Source organism: Sedimentimonas flavescens, assembly GCF_019264375.1.
Classification (GTDB): Bacteria; Pseudomonadota; Alphaproteobacteria; order Rhodobacterales; family Rhodobacteraceae; genus Rhodobacter; species Rhodobacter flavescens.
In genome coordinates, this window is record NZ_JAHVAI010000005.1 from 211108 (window position 1) to 225388 (window position 14281).

The 14281-nt window shown below is 65.3% G+C and carries 15 protein-coding genes; 9 read left to right on the forward strand and 6 right to left on the reverse strand.

Going from position 1 to position 14281, the window contains the following annotated elements; all coding sequences use genetic code 11:
• Positions 1–44: 44 nt before the first annotated feature.
• The 3 genes from KTQ37_RS07095 to KTQ37_RS07105 are packed head-to-tail and all read right to left on the reverse strand — an operon-like array spanning position 45 to position 2238.
• Entirely contained in the window at positions 45–1022 is a 978-nt protein-coding gene (locus tag KTQ37_RS07095) for a methyltetrahydrofolate cobalamin methyltransferase (protein ID WP_218629797.1), read from the reverse strand.
• A 2-nt stretch (positions 1023–1024) separates the two neighbouring features.
• Positions 1025–1915: a methylenetetrahydrofolate reductase gene (locus KTQ37_RS07100; RefSeq protein WP_218629798.1), complete on the reverse strand. Its 891-nt coding sequence runs from the start codon at positions 1913–1915 to the stop codon at positions 1025–1027.
• Positions 1916–1926: 11 nt separating this feature from the next.
• Complete coding sequence (locus KTQ37_RS07105) at positions 1927–2238, reverse strand: virulence factor (RefSeq protein WP_218629799.1); 312 nt, start codon at positions 2236–2238, stop codon at positions 1927–1929.
• A 264-nt stretch (positions 2239–2502) separates the two neighbouring features.
• Between KTQ37_RS07105 and KTQ37_RS07110 the strand changes: the two genes are divergently transcribed.
• From KTQ37_RS07110 to KTQ37_RS07120, 3 genes are all read left to right on the forward strand, one after another.
• Positions 2503–3621, forward strand: a complete 1119-nt coding sequence (locus tag KTQ37_RS07110; RefSeq protein WP_218629800.1) for a Ppx/GppA phosphatase family protein — start codon at positions 2503–2505, stop codon at positions 3619–3621.
• Positions 3618–4370 carry an RlmE family RNA methyltransferase gene (locus KTQ37_RS07115; RefSeq protein WP_218629801.1) on the forward strand — a complete coding sequence of 251 codons (753 nt, stop codon included), beginning with the start codon at positions 3618–3620 and terminating at the stop codon, positions 4368–4370. The genes KTQ37_RS07110 and KTQ37_RS07115 overlap by 4 nt, the downstream gene beginning before the upstream one ends.
• A gap of 95 nt (positions 4371–4465) precedes the next feature.
• On the forward strand, positions 4466–5446 hold the full coding sequence (locus tag KTQ37_RS07120; protein WP_218629802.1) for a GAF domain-containing protein: 981 nt from the start codon (positions 4466–4468) through the stop codon (positions 5444–5446).
• Here KTQ37_RS07120 and KTQ37_RS07125 read toward each other — a convergent pair.
• On the reverse strand, positions 5443–6447 hold the full coding sequence (locus KTQ37_RS07125) for a YeiH family protein (protein ID WP_218629803.1): 1005 nt from the start codon (positions 6445–6447) through the stop codon (positions 5443–5445). The genes KTQ37_RS07120 and KTQ37_RS07125 overlap by 4 nt on opposite strands.
• A gap of 100 nt (positions 6448–6547) precedes the next feature.
• On the opposite strand from KTQ37_RS07125, the gene KTQ37_RS07130 reads away from it, so the two are divergent.
• Entirely contained in the window at positions 6548–7450 is a 903-nt protein-coding gene (locus KTQ37_RS07130) for a LysR family transcriptional regulator (RefSeq protein WP_218629804.1), read from the forward strand.
• Positions 7451–7630: 180 nt separating this feature from the next.
• On the forward strand, positions 7631–9157 hold the full coding sequence (adh, locus tag KTQ37_RS07135; protein WP_218629805.1) for an aldehyde dehydrogenase: 1527 nt from the start codon (positions 7631–7633) through the stop codon (positions 9155–9157).
• Positions 9158–9232: 75 nt separating this feature from the next.
• Here adh and KTQ37_RS07140 read toward each other — a convergent pair whose 3' ends face one another.
• Positions 9233–10111 (reverse strand): AraC family transcriptional regulator, encoded by an 879-nt coding sequence (locus KTQ37_RS07140; protein ID WP_236021111.1) that lies wholly within the window; start codon positions 10109–10111, stop codon positions 9233–9235.
• A 117-nt stretch (positions 10112–10228) separates the two neighbouring features.
• The gene (gene miaA, locus KTQ37_RS07145) at positions 10229–11119 is read right to left on the reverse strand and encodes a tRNA (adenosine(37)-N6)-dimethylallyltransferase MiaA (protein ID WP_218629806.1); all 891 of its coding nucleotides are present in this window, start codon (positions 11117–11119) and stop codon (positions 10229–10231) included.
• A gap of 135 nt (positions 11120–11254) precedes the next feature.
• Between miaA and pyrH the strand changes: the two genes are divergently transcribed.
• The 4 genes from pyrH (at position 11255) to KTQ37_RS07165 (ending at position 14280) form a co-directional block, all read left to right on the forward strand.
• Positions 11255–11986, forward strand: a complete 732-nt coding sequence (pyrH, locus tag KTQ37_RS07150; protein WP_218629807.1) for a UMP kinase — start codon at positions 11255–11257, stop codon at positions 11984–11986.
• Between the two features lie 121 nt (positions 11987–12107).
• Positions 12108–12671: a ribosome recycling factor gene (gene frr, locus KTQ37_RS07155; RefSeq protein ID WP_218629808.1), complete on the forward strand. Its 564-nt coding sequence runs from the start codon at positions 12108–12110 to the stop codon at positions 12669–12671.
• A gap of 41 nt (positions 12672–12712) precedes the next feature.
• Entirely contained in the window at positions 12713–13477 is a 765-nt protein-coding gene (gene uppS, locus KTQ37_RS07160; RefSeq protein WP_218629809.1) for a polyprenyl diphosphate synthase, read from the forward strand.
• On the forward strand, positions 13474–14280 hold the full coding sequence (locus KTQ37_RS07165; RefSeq protein ID WP_218629810.1) for a phosphatidate cytidylyltransferase: 807 nt from the start codon (positions 13474–13476) through the stop codon (positions 14278–14280). The genes uppS and KTQ37_RS07165 overlap by 4 nt, the downstream gene beginning before the upstream one ends.
• The last annotated feature ends 1 nt before the right edge of the window (position 14281 follow it).

Here is a 14281-nt window from a genome sequence, read left to right on the forward strand (position 1 = left end):
TTATCCTCGGGGCGTCGTGTTCGATTCATAAAGAACGCGTGGGATCAGCCCCGTGCGCGGCGCCGACCGCGGCCACCGCCAGCCGCCGCTGCTGCGGCCGAGGCTTCGGCGAAGCTCGCACCTTCCTTCATGGCTTCAAGCACCTTGGCCAGCTTGATCCAGTCGGTGCCGTTGGCGTCGTGATCCATCAGCAGGTTGGCGGCGCGGATGGCCTCCATCTCCTGGCTGCGGACCGGGTTCATGATGGCCGAGGTCATGCCCGCGCCAATCGCCATGGGCAGGAAGGCCGCGTTGACGCCGTGACGGTTGGGCAAGCCGAACGAGATGTTCGAAGCGCCGCAGGTGGTGTTCACGCCCAGTTCGGTGCGCAGGCGCTGCACCAGCGTGAAGACCTGACGGCCCGCCGTGGCCATCGCGCCCACCGGCATCACCAGCGGATCCACCACGATGTCATGCGCGGGAATGCCGAAATCGGCGGCGCGCTCGACAATCTTCTTGGCGACGGCAAAGCGCACGTCGGGGTCTTCCGAAATGCCGGTATCGTCGTTCGAGATCGCCACGACCGGCACGTTGTATTTCTTGACCAGCGGAAGAACCAGTTCCAGACGCTCTTCCTCGCCGGTAACCGAGTTCAGCAGCGGGCGGCCCTCGGCGGCCTCTAGGCCCGCGGCCAGCGCGGCGGGGACCGAGCTGTCGATGCACAGCGGCACGTCGGTGATCGCCTGAACGCGGGCAATCAGCTCGGCCATCAGCGGCGGCTCGACAAAGTTGTTGTCGGCATAGCGCGGGTCTTCGGCCATCTTGTTCGAGAATACCGCGCCCGAGTTGATGTCGAGCACCGTCGCACCGCAGGCAACCTGCTCCAGCGCGTCCTTTTCGACGGTCGTGAAATCGCCCATTTCCAGTTCTGCGGCCAGCTTCTTGCGGCCGGTGGGGTTGATCCGCTCACCGATGACGCAGAAGGGCTCGTCAAAGCCGATCACGACAGTCTTGGTTTTGGACTCGATTACGGTGCGGGTCATGATCAGCCTTTCGTGTGGTCCGCGATCCAGGTCGCGTTGGTCGTGATACCCCCGAGGGGGAAGAAATGCACGGCCTCAATGCCGAAGTTCGGATTGGCGGCCTTGTGGGCGGCAAGTTCGGCCACCAGTTCGGTCGGCTCGAAGGGCATGAGCAGCTTGGTCACGTCCTTGGCGCGCTTTTGCAGCACGCGCAGCGAGGGGCCGACGCCGCAGGCGATGGCGAATTTGAGCAGCGTTTGCAGCTTGGCCGGGCCCGCGACGCCGATATGGATCGGCATGTGGATGCCATTGGCGGCCAGGTGGTCGGCCCAGGCGATGATCGGCTTGGCCTCGAAGGCGAATTGCGTGACGATCGCCATGTCGGCATCGGTGCGCTCGGAATAGGCCTGCTTCCAGCGCAGGGCCTCCATCACGACGCGATCACCGCCATCGGCGTCGATGTCGCGGTTGCCTTCCGGGTGGCCGGCGATGTGCAGACGCGAGAAGCCGTTGAAGGCGCCGCTCTCGATCAACTGCATCGAGTTGTCGAAACTGCCCGCCGGATGCTTGACGCCGCCGCCCAGCAGAAGCGCCTGATGCACGCCAGCCTCGCCCTTGTAGCGGGTGACCCAGTCGTTCAGCGTGGCCTCGTCCTTGATAATGCGCGCCGGGAAATGCGGCATCGGCTCAAAGCCCTCCTCGCGCAGGCGCTTGGCCGTGGCGAGCATCTCTTCGATCGGCGTGCCTTCGATATGCGCGATATAGACGCGCGTGCCCTTGGGCAGGAGCGGCCGGAAATCGTCGATCTTGGACGCGGTGCGCGGCATTACCTCGATCGAGAAGCCTTCCAGGAAGGCGGTCACGACCCCGTTGGTGGGGGCTTCGGGCTCGCGGCGGAAGTTCAAAAGCGCCATTCCTCTCTCCGTCAGGCAGGCGGGGAAGCTTCCCAGCCGTCGTTGTTGATCAGCGCGGCGATGCGTGCCGCGTCGTAGTCAGAGAGAATCCGGGCGAGTTCGGCCTCTGCGGCCTCTTCGTCCGAGCCTTCGCGCAGCCCCATGACGACCTTGCGCCACTCGGCCAGATAGGCGTCGCTGTCGCGGGCGCCGATCTTCATTGCGCAGCGGTCGATAGCCTGTTCGAAGCGCTCGGGCAGGGGCTTCTTGACCCCGCGCCGCCCTTTCCCGGCGATGATCTGTGCCGGGATGTCGCGCCAGAAGACGATCGTGATCTCTGCCATGATGATTCCCTCTCTCTCAACAGATACGCCCGGATGCGACGCGCCCGATGACGGATTTCGACATTTGACGAGGGGTTGGCGACCTCGCTGCATTTGCTTAGCCAAAGCGCGGCTTTCTTGCCACCGCAGGGGATCGGAAAAATTCGCATCATAAAGATGAGGATGCCTCATGGCGTGAAAGGGCGCCGACACGGATACGACACCTTGAACCGTGACGTGCAAGCCGCTACCTTGAGGGTAACTTGAAATCGGAGGGCGTGAATAATGGCGCCCAGGCGTCCCCGGTCCGCGGGCGCGTTCCCGAAAACGGTTGAGCCGACCGCGACCCAAACCGCCGAGAAGGGCGAGCTTTATGCTGCGCTCGATCTTGGCACCAACAGTTGCCGGATGCTGATCGCCCGACCGAAGGGCAATCAGTTTCAGGTCATCGACAGCTTCTCGAAAGCTGTTCAGCTGGGTCAGGGCCTTGAGGCCTCGGGCCGGCTTTCGCGCAGTTCCATGGCGCGCACGGTACAGGCCCTGCAAATCTGCCGTCGCAAGATCGAGTCACATGGCGTCAAGCGGATGCGCCTTGTCGCGACCGAGGCATGCCGCCGTGCCGGTAACGCGCGTGACTTCATCCGCTTCGTACGGCGTGAAACCAGCCTGCCGCTGGAAATCATCCCGCCTGAAGAAGAGGCGCGGCTTGCGGTGATCTCCTGCGCTTCGCTGGTCAATGCGCGCACCGAGCAGCTTCTGGTCGTGGATATCGGCGGCGGCTCGACCGAACTGGTGTGGATCGACATCTCGCATGTGCCACCGGTCGAGCGCGCGCGGGCCATCATGCGCCTGTCGGGCGGCTTCAATCAGCCCGAGGGCCCCGAGCCTGCCGCCCGCGTGGTCGACTGGATCTCGGTTCCGCTTGGCGTGGCGACACTCAAGGACCAGTTCGGAGATGTCGAGGATGACGCCGCGCGCTTTGCCCTGATGAGCTGGTTCTTCGAGGAGAAGCTTGCCGATTTCTCGCCCTACAGCCTTGGCAGCCCGCATGAGGGCTTTCAGATCATCGGTACCTCGGGAACCGTGACAACGGTGGCCGCCTGCCATCTGGGGCTGAAACGCTACGACCGCACGCGGGTCGATGGTCTGACGATGACCTCGGACCAGATCGACACCGTGATCCGCAGCTTCCTTTCGCTCGGTCCCGAGGGGCGCCGGGCCGACCCGCGCATCGGGCGTGACCGGCACACGCTGATCATGTCGGGCGCGGCAATCTTGCAAGCCCTGATGCGGGTCTGGCCGACCAACCGGATGTCGGTGGCCGACCGCGGACTGCGCGAAGGGCTGCTTTACGCACAAATGGCCGCCGATGGCGTGCTCGAAGAATTGGGACCGATCAAATGACCAAGACCCCCACCGGCAAGAATACCTCTGGCCGTGGCCAGCGCGACCTGCGGGTGCGCGTCAAGACCGCCAAGGGGCGCAAGCTCAGCTCGACGCTCTGGCTGGAGCGGCAGCTGAACGACCCCTATGTGGTGCGCGCCAAGAAAGAGGGCTATCGCGGCCGCGCCGCCTACAAGATCCTTGAACTGGACGAGAAATACCGCTTCCTCGTGCCCGGCGCGCGGGTGGTGGACCTTGGCTGTGCCCCGGGCGGCTGGTGCCAGGTCGCGGTAAAGCGGGTGAATGCTCTGGGCGAGAAGTCGGGCAAGAAGGTCGGGACCGTGCTGGGGGTTGACCTGCAAGAGGTCACGCCGATCGCCGGGGCCGAGATCCATCAGCTCGATTTTCTTGAAGAGGGGGCCGAGCAGCGCGTCAAGGATTGGCTGGGCGGCAAGGCCGATGTGGTTATGTCGGACATGGCGGCCTCGGCCTCGGGTAACCAACAGGTCGATCACCTGCGCATCATCTCGCTCTGCGAGGCCGCCGCCTATTTCGCCTTCGACGTGCTGGAAGAGGGCGGCACCTTCGTCGCCAAGGTTCTGGCGGGCGGGGCCGAGCAGGAGTTGCTGACCGTTCTCAAGAAGAACTTCGACAAGGTCGCCAACGTCAAGCCGCCGGCCTCGCGCAAGGATAGTTCCGAGAAATTCGTCGTTGCGCAGGGTTTCCGTGGCAAGCGCCACGAGGAAGGCGCCCCGAGCGCCGAGGACTAAGGTCTAACACGATCTGCGACCTACGGCGTTGCGCCGTGGCTGGAACTGGCTAATCTCTGGTCCGGGACGGGTCAGAGAGAGGGGAGGCTTTCGCCATGACGTCGCATAATCGGAACGCGGCACGTAATCACGTCGAGATCGTGCGCTCGGTCGTTGCCTCCTCCGCCGCCCTCGGGCGCGCGGGTTTTGCGGCAAGCTGGCGGCGCTCGATGATCCATCACAAGCTCGACCCCGGTCAGCACCGCCCGCTGGAGCGCCTCTCGCAGCCCGAAATGCGCGTGCGGCGAGAGGAGTCGGGCCTGCTGGTGCAGATTGCGGCGCCGGTGCTGGACCGGCTGGCCCGCGCGGCCTGCGATGCGGGGTGCTCGGTGCTGCTGTCGGATGCGGACGGGCTGGTGCTGGATGAACGGGTGCGCGACGGCGACCGCGGGCATTTCCATGCGTCGAACCTCGTGCCCGGGTCGGATTGGTCCGAAGGGGCCGAGGGTACGAACGGTATCGGTACCTGTCTGGCCGAGGGGCGGCCTGTCGTCGTCTGGCGCGACCAGCATTTCCGCTCGACCAACACCGGGTTGACCTGCATGGGTGCGCCGGTCTTCGGGGCCTCGGGCGAGTTGGCTGGCGTGATCGACGTAAGCTCCGCCCGCGCGGATATGACCGAGGGCTATGCACGCCTTGTCGCGCTGACGGTGCAGGACGCGGCGCAGCGCATCGAAGCCGATCTGTTCCGCGCCTCTTACGAGGGGGCGCGAATCCTCTCGACCGGCGCGGGGGAAAGCGCGCCGCAGGGGGTGATGCTCTTGGCGCTGGACCGCGACGATCTGGTGATCGGCGCGACCCGCGCCGCGCGTCGCCATCTGGGGATCGAGGAGAACCAGATCGGTCGCCTTCCCGCGAACGACCTTTTCGACCTAGGACGGCGCGAGACGCTGAGCGGCCTGGACGAGGCGCAGCGCGCCGCGATGGCACGGGCCTTGGCGCGCAATGGCGGCAATGTCTCGGCGGCTGCGCGCGATCTGGGGATTGGCCGCGCGACCTTCTATCGCAAGGCCAAGGCGCTTGGGCTTGAGGTCTAGAGCGCCAGAACCAGGCCGAGCCCCGTCACCGAGACGAAGATCCAAGCCAGCGCACCCAGTGCCAGCGGCCGCAGGCCCTTGAGGCGCAGCTTGCCAATATCGGTTTCCAGCCCCATCGCGGCCAGCGCAGTGGTCAGCAGGAAGGCAGAGGTGCTGGCAATCGGGCCATGGAGCGCGTCGGGCAGGATCGCGGCGGAGTTCAGCGCGACCGCGCCCACGAAGCCCAGAACGAACCACGGCATTGGCGCGCGCCCCGTGGCCTCGCTGCGCCCCGAGCGACGCGCGAGCGCGCCAAGGCTGAGGATCAGGGGCGCAAGCAGCATCAAGCGGCTCAGTTTGGCGACGGTACCCGCCTGACCCGCGGCCTCTCCCTGCGCGAAGGCAGCGCCGACAGCTTGCGCGACCTCGTGGATGCTGGCGCCCGCCCAGAGGCCATAGGGTTCGGCGGCCAGATGCAACACGCCTGCGAGCAGCGGAAAGCCCAACATCGAAAGCGTGCCGAAGACGGTGACACAGGCGATGGCATAGGCCACGTCCTCATCGCGCGCGCGGGTGACGGTGTTCACCGCCAGCACCGCGGAGGCGCCGCAGACGGCGCTGCCCGCGGCGATCAACTCGGATAACTTCCGATCCACGCCAAGCACATGGCCAGCCGCCTTGGTGAACAGGAAAGTGGCGATCAGCGTCAGCGCAATGGCCATCAGCCCCGGAACGCCGACCTCGGCCAGCTGTTCAAGCGTCAGGCGAAAGCCGAGCAGCACGATCCCGGCGCGCAACACGGGCCGCAGCGCGAAGGCGATGCCGGGTGCCGCCGCGCCGGGCACACCGCGCGCATTGCGGATAAGGATGCCCGCCAGCATCGCCAGTACCATCGGGTTCAGCGCCGCGATGCCCGAGGCCTGCTGCGCCAGTGTTGCAACCGCTGCGATTCCGGCAGCAAGCACCAAGCCCGGCGCGAGCCGGGAAAGCAGAGGGGCGGGAAGGGCGGTGGTCTGGGACATGATCGGCTCCGTCAGGGTAGAGCCATCATGGTGCAGGCATGGTCATTCAATCCAATTCATTATTCTTGCTTAATCAATCGGAATTGTGAATGAGTTACGTATGACCCTTGATCAACTTCGCATCTTCCTGGCAGTGGCCGGGCGCGGACATATGACCCGCGCGGCTCAGGCGCTTGGCCTGACGCAGTCCGCCGTCTCTGCGGCTATTGCCGCGCTTGAGGCGCAGCACGGGGTGCGGCTGTTCGACCGGGTCGGGCGCGGGATCGAGTTGACCGAAGAAGGCCGCAGCTTCATTCCCGCCGCGCGTGCGGTGCTCAGTCAGGCGGAATCGGCGCGGCTGATGCTGGACGATCTGGCCAGCCAGACGCGCGGGCATCTGCGCATCTTCGCCAGCCAGTCGGTCGCAAGCTACTGGCTGCCCGCGCGCCTTGTGGCGCTGCGCGAACGCCATCCGGGGATCGAGGTCACGCTGAGCGTCGGCAACACGCATCAGGCCGCGCAGGCCGTGACCGAGGGGGCAGCCGATCTGGGCTTTGTTGAGGGGGATCTTCCGCCAAGCGATCTGCGCCGTCAGGTGGTTGCGCGCGATGAACTGGTGCTGATCATGGCGCAGGACAATCCGCTTGCCACCCGCCCGGCGCCCGGCGCGTCAGATTATCCGGCGCTGCGCTGGATCCTGCGCGAGACGGGCTCGGGCACGCGCTCGGTCTTCGAGGCGCATCTGGCGACCCTTGGGCTGACGGTCGCGCAGCTTGAGGTCGTGCTGGAACTCCCCTCGAACGAGGCCGTTCTGGCCGCCGTCGCCGCAAGCCGCTCGGTCGCTGTTGTCTCGGCGCGGGCGGTGGGGGCCGGGCGCGGGCAGGGGCTGGCGGTGCATCGGCTGGCGGGCGAGGCGCGCCCCGAACGGCCCTTCGTTGTCATTTCGCACCCCGAGCGCCACCGGACCCGCGCGGTCAGCGCGATGCTCACGTTGATCGATGAGATGCGCGAAACCCGCGCCTGATCCCGCGACTAAAGATAAATCCCCCGCAAAATTCCGGGTTTCTGCGGCTGCAACTGTCTCGCCCCTGAGACAGTCGGGCCATGCCGCAGGTGCAGCCCTGCTATTCAGATCGGGCCCGATGCCACAGCCTCACCTCGTCCCGGGCCCATGGAGGGTCCGTCACTGAGGGAGGATAAAACCATGGCCAATGATATGGCTTCCGAATTCCAGGGCGTTCATGTTTCGCCGTTCAAGGCGCGTTACGACAACTTCATCGGCGGCAAGTTCGTGGCGCCGGTCAACGGCCGCTACTTCGACAACGTCACCCCGATCTCGGGCGAGAAGGTCTGCGAAGTCGCCCGTTCCGACGCCGCCGATGTCGAGCTGGCACTCGATGCCGCCCATGCCGCGAAAGAGGGCTGGGGCACCACCTCGGCCGCGCATCGATCGAGCGTCCTGCTGAAGATCGCCGATGTGCTCGAGGCGAACCTCGACCTGCTCGCCGCTGCCGAGACCTGGGACAACGGCAAGCCGATCCGCGAAACCACTTTCGCCGATATTCCGCTGTCGGTTGACCACTTTCGCTACTTCGCGGGCGTGCTGCGCAGCCAGGAAGGCTCGATGTCGGAAATCGACAACGACACCGTCGCCTATCACTATCACGAGCCGCTCGGCGTCGTCGGCCAGATCATTCCGTGGAACTTTTCGATCCTGATGGCGGCGTGGAAACTTGCCCCGGCGCTGGCCGCCGGTAACTGCATCGTGCTGAAGCCCGCCGAGCAGACGCCGGCCGCGATCATGGTTCTGGTCGAGTTGATCGCCGACCTGCTGCCGCCGGGCGTGCTGAACGTCGTCAACGGCTATGGTGCCGAGGTTGGCGCGCCGCTGGCCAAATCGTCGCGCATCGCCAAGATCGCCTTCACCGGCTCGACCGCGACCGGCCGCAAGATCATGCAGGCCGCGACCGAGAACCTGATCCCGGTGACGCTGGAACTTGGCGGCAAGTCGCCGAACATCTTCTTCTCGGACGTGATGGCCAAGGACGATGCGTTCCTTGACAAGGCGGTCGAAGGTTTCGTTCTGTTCGCCTTCAACCAGGGCGAGGTCTGCACCTGCCCGTCGCGTGCCTTGATCCAGGAAGACATCTACGAAGCCTTCATGGAGCGCGCCATTGCCCGCGTGAACGCCATCAAGCAGGGCGATCCGCGCCTGATGGAAACCATGGTCGGCGCGCAGGCCAGCCAGGAGCAGCAAGACAAGATCCTGTCCTACCTGCAGATCGGCAAGGAGGAAGGTGCCGAGGTTCTTTGCGGCGGTGATGCGGCGCGCTTCAACGGCGATCTGGCGAACGGCTTCTACATCCAGCCGACGATCCTCAAGGGCCACAACAAGATGCGCGTGTTCCAGGAAGAGATCTTCGGGCCGGTCGTCTCGGTGACCACCTTCAAGGACGAGGAAGAGGCGCTACACATCGCCAACGACACCATGTATGGCCTGGGCGCCGGTGTGTGGTCGCGCGACATCAATACCTGCTACCGCTTCGGCCGTCATATTCAGGCCGGTCGTGTCTGGGTGAACAACTACCACGCCTATCCGGCCCACGCGGCCTTCGGCGGCTACAAGCAGTCGGGCATCGGTCGTGAGACCCACAAGATGATGCTCGACCACTACCAGCAGACCAAGAACATGCTGGTCAGCTACAACCCGAACAAGCTGGGCTTCTTCTAATACCTCCTCGCCCGGCTACTGGGCCGTCCCTTACGGGGCGGCCCTTTTGCTTGGCAAGGCGGAAGAAAGAAGGGGTTAACCCGTGCGGCGGAACTGCGAGGGCGTCTTGCCGATCTTGGTCTGGAAGGCGCGCGTGAAATAGGCCGGGCTGGTGAAGCCGAGCGAATTCGAGATCTCCTTGACCGGCAGGCGCGTGTCGGCCAACAGGCGGCGGGCCTCGAACATCTTGCGGTCTTGCAGCAGGTCAGAGGCCGCGCGTCCGCAGGTGGCCCGGCACGAGCGCGTCAGATGCGTCGGAGTCACCCCCAGTTCGGCGGCGAAATCGGCCACTCCGTGACCCGTGCGGAAATCGCGTTCCAGCAGGGCGGCGTAGCGCGCCACCAGCCGCTTGGCAGCCGAGGGTTTCGGCGCCTCGTCCGCCGCGGTGCCCAACTGCCGCTCAAGCCAGACGCTGAGCAAGCCAAGATAGTGCTTGGCCGCGCGGTCTGATCCGGGGCTGTCGCTGTTCATCTCACGCTGGACCGAGTCGAGAATGCCCGATAGCTCAACCTGGCGCGAGTTCTCGCGGATGCGCAGGTGATGCGTCGCATGGGGCAGGCTGACGCCATGATCGCGCCCGAAGAACAGCGCAACGCCATGGGTCTGCTGGCCGATCTCGAAGCCATGCATGACCCCGGCGGGGATGAAGATCGCGTTGTGCGGGCCGTAGCCGCGCGTGACGCCGCCAATGGTGATGCGGCCCTGACCACGGGTGAACCACAGCAGGCAGGGCTCGGAAAGCGCGCGCATCGCCTCCACCCGCCAGCGCCCACCATGGGCAAGGCGCGTGATCGGCATGACGCGGATGTCCGAGGGCGTCTCGGGGAGCGTAGTGGCGCGCGCCGTGGGCGCGGTCGCAGCCTGCGTCTTGGGTTTCGCAAATTGCGACAGGGGCGGTGCGCTGAACAGTTTCAACGGTCGGACTTTCGCTGGGGCCGGTTTGGCGTGCTCGATTTTTTCTGAAGAATAGGCGCGAAGCCCCTTATTTCCAACAGATTTCGCCAAGCATTGGCGGAGCGTTGCCGGTTCTCCTCAGGGTCGCACGATCTTGTGCCAGTCCCGCATTCGGGCACGAAACCAAGTACGCTGGCGCTTGGCATATTGGCGCGAAGCGGCCTGCGCACGGGCGCGAGCCTCGTCAAGATCGCAGTCGCCGCGCAGATAGTCGACCAGTTCGGGCGCGCCGATCGCCTTTGCCCAAAGCGCCTCCCGGTCCCAGATCGGTAGGATCGCGCGGACCTCGTCCAAGGCGCCTTGCTCCAGCATCAGATCGAAGCGGCGGTCTATCCGCTCGGCCAGCCAGTCGCGGTCAGCCTCGATCACCAGCGGCACGCAATCGGACAGCGGCAACAGCGGCGGCGGCGTGTCGTCCTGCCATGCGGCCAGTCCGCGCCCGGTCGCGCGCATCACCTCCCATGCGCGCTGAACCCGCATCGGGTTGAGCGGATCAACCCGGCCTCGCGTCTCGGGGTCCAGTTCGGCCAGCATCGCGTCGTGACCCTCACGGGTACGGCGCGCGTCCGCCTCGGCGCGCACCTCTGGCGGCGTGGCGGGAATGTCCGCCAGCCCCTCGGTCAGCGCGGTCAGGTAAAGCCCGGTGCCGCCCACGATGATCGGTCGCGGCCCACCCGCGCGATGCTCCGCGATCAGGGGCTGCACCTCGCGTAGCCAGTGCCCGACGGAATAGTCCTCGCCCGGCTGCCTATGGCCATAAAGCAGATGCGGCGCGCGGGCCTCGTCCTCAGCCGAGGGGCGGGCCGAAAGCACCCGCCAGCAGGACCAGATCTGAAGCGCATCGGCATTGACGATGACCCCGCCGCCGTCCCGCGCGATCTCCAACGCCAGAGCGGATTTGCCGCAGGCAGTGGCGCCGGCGATCAATACCGGCGCATCGGGACGGATCTGGGGCAGGTTGTCGTTCATATCCTTACGTCTTTTCAGTGGGTTGCGCAGGCTGCGTCAAAATCCCCGGGTCATGCCGCAATCCCGAGGTTGAACCTGCCCGTCATTTGCGACATTTTGCGCGGCAATGACAACCTGCAGATTTGGGGGCCCGGGATGACTGTCGATGCAGAGCCGACGGTGAAATACAAGCGCGTGCTGTTGAAGATCTCGGGCGAGGCATTGATGGGCGATCAGGGCTATGGCCTGCATCCGCCGACCGTTGCCCGTATCGCGCGCGAGGTCAAAACCGTCCATGACATGGGTGTCGAGATCTGCATGGTGATCGGCGGCGGCAATATCTTCCGCGGCCTTGCAGGCTCCGCCCAGGGGATGGAGCGCACGACCGCGGACTATATGGGGATGCTTGCCACCGTCATGAATGCGCTTGGCATGCAGGCACAGCTCGAGGCGCTTGGTATCCACACCCGCGTGATCTCGGCCATTCCGATGGATCAGGTTTGCGAGCCCTATATCCGCCGCCGCGCCGTCCGCCACCTCGAGAAGAAGCGGATCTGCATCTTCGCGGCGGGCACCGGCAACCCCTATTTCACTACCGATACGGCCGCCACCCTGCGTGCCAATGAGATGAACTGCGAAGCCATCTTTAAGGGCACCAAGGTGGACGGGGTCTATGACAAGGACCCGAAGAAATTCTCCGACGCCAAGCGCTACGATACCGTCAGCTATGACGAGGTGCTGCAAAAGAACCTCGGGGTGATGGATGCTTCGGCCATCGCGCTCGCCCGCGACAACAACCTGCCGATCATCGTCTTCTCGCTCGACGAGCCGGGCGGCTTCCGCGGCATTCTGGCCGGTCAGGGCACCTATACGCGGGTTCAGGGCTAACTATCCCGTTCTTCTTGGCCAAAATACCTCGGGGGTTCGGGGGCGGCGCCCCCGTTCTACCCCTACCCATCGGGCGTAAAGCCCGCTAAAAAGACACACGATCAAAGACCCGGGAGGACCCATGTCCGACGATATCGAAATCGACACCGACGACCTTGAACGCCGCATGGATGGCGCGATGGCCGCGCTCAAACACGAATTCGGCACCCTGCGCACCGGTCGCGCCTCGGCCTCGATGGTTGAGCCGATCATGGTCGACGCCTACGGCTCGCTCGTCCCGATCAACCAGGTGGGTACGATCAACGTTCCCGAACCGCGCATGGTCACCGTGAACGTCTGGGACAAGGGCCTGATCAACAAGGTGGAAAAGGCGATCCGCGAGTCGGGTCTGGGGATCAACCCGCAGACCAACGGCCCGATCATCATGCTGCCGATCCCCGAACTGAACGAAGAACGCCGCCGCGAGCTGACCAAGGTCGCCGCGCAATACGCCGAGCAGGCCCGCATCGCCATCCGCAACGTGCGCCGCGACGGCATGGACCAGATCAAGAAGGCCAAGGGCAACGGTATGTCGGAAGACGACGTGAAGTTCTGGGAGTCCGAGGTCGAAGATCTGACCAAGAAGCACATCGGGGTTGTCGATAAGGCGCTCGAGGCGAAACAAGCCGAGATCATGCAGGTCTGACCCCCGGGTCCGACCGTCGATCCGCAGTGAAAGGCGGCCCCATGGTGCTCAGCGCCTCCGACCAGCCAGATCCGGGTACGCCGGCCGCCATCAGCGGCGTCGATTATGGCGTTGCCCATGTGGCGATCATCATGGATGGCAACGGGCGGTGGGCCGTCAACCGCGGCTGGCCCCGTCTGGCGGGGCACCGCCGTGGCGCCGAGCGCGTGAAGGAAATCGTCCGCGCCGCGCCCGAGATGGGGGTCAAGTACCTCACCGTCTATGCCTTCTCCACCGAGAACTGGAAACGCTCGACCGAGGAAGTTCTGGGTCTGATGGCGCTGTTCGGGCGCTACATCGAGAAAGAGGCCGACGGTCTCTCGCGAGAGGGGGTCCGTCTGCGGTTCATCGGCGAGCGTGGGCGCCTCGACAAGCGACTCGTGAAGCTGATGGAGGGGATCGAGGAGCGCACGCGCGCCAATACCCGCCTGACACTGACCGTTGCCATCAATTATGGCGGGCGCAACGAGCTGGCCCGCGCGGCTGCGCAACTGGCGCGCGACCATGCCGAGGGCCGCATCGGCGCCGAGGACCTGACCGAGGCGGCGCTGGCCGAGCGTCTCGATACCGCGGGTCTGCCCGACCCCGATCTTGTGATCCGCACATCGGGCGAGACGCGCACATCGAATTTCCTGCCCTGGCAGGCGGCCTATTCCGAATATGAATTCACCCCGACCCTGTGGCCCGATTTCTCCCCGCAGGAGCTTGCCGCGATTCTGAGCCGTTTCGGCGCGCGCGAACGGCGCTTTGGCGGGGCCACCGCATGAGTGCACCGCAGGCGACAAATGGCGGTGGACGTTGGGGCGATCTGCGGGCGCGGGTGCTTTCGGCCGTTGCGATGCTGGTACTTGGCGCGGGCGCGATCTGGTGGGGCGGGCTGGTCTTCGCCGAGCTGGCCATCGTCGTTTCGGGCCTGATGATCTGGGAACTCAGCGCCATGACCGCGCCCGAGCGCAAGTTCGAGGCGCGCGTTCTTGGGGTTCTGGCGTCGCTCATCCTTGCTGCGGTGCTTTGGCTGCACTCGCCGCTGGCGCTGGTTCTGCTGATCCTGCCCTCGGTGATCGGGGCGCTGACTCAGCGCCGCGACCGGGCGATCTATGCCGTTTATGCGCTGGCGGTGATGCTGACCGGTTACGGTCTGGTCGCCTTGCGCGCAGGACACGGGCTTGGCGCGATTACCTGGATCATCGCGATCGTGGTGGTGTCTGATATTTCGGGTTACTTCGCCGGGCGCACGCTTGGAGGTCCGAAGTTCTGGCCCCGCATCAGCCCGAAAAAGACCTGGTCGGGCACCGTTGCGGGCTGGATCGGTGCGGCCATCGTTGGCTGGATCTTTGTTTTGTTCGGCGGGGGGCACGGCCTTATCTGGCTCTCGCCGCTGCTGGCTTTCGCCGGTCAGATGGGCGATATCGCCGAAAGCTGGATCAAGCGGCGCGCGAGCATCAAGGATAGCTCGCACCTGATACCGGGACATGGTGGCGTGATGGATCGCTTCGACGCGCTGATCGGCGCGGTGCTGATGCTGCTCCTGATCGCGCAGATCATGCCGCTGCCGCTGTCAGAAGGGTAAG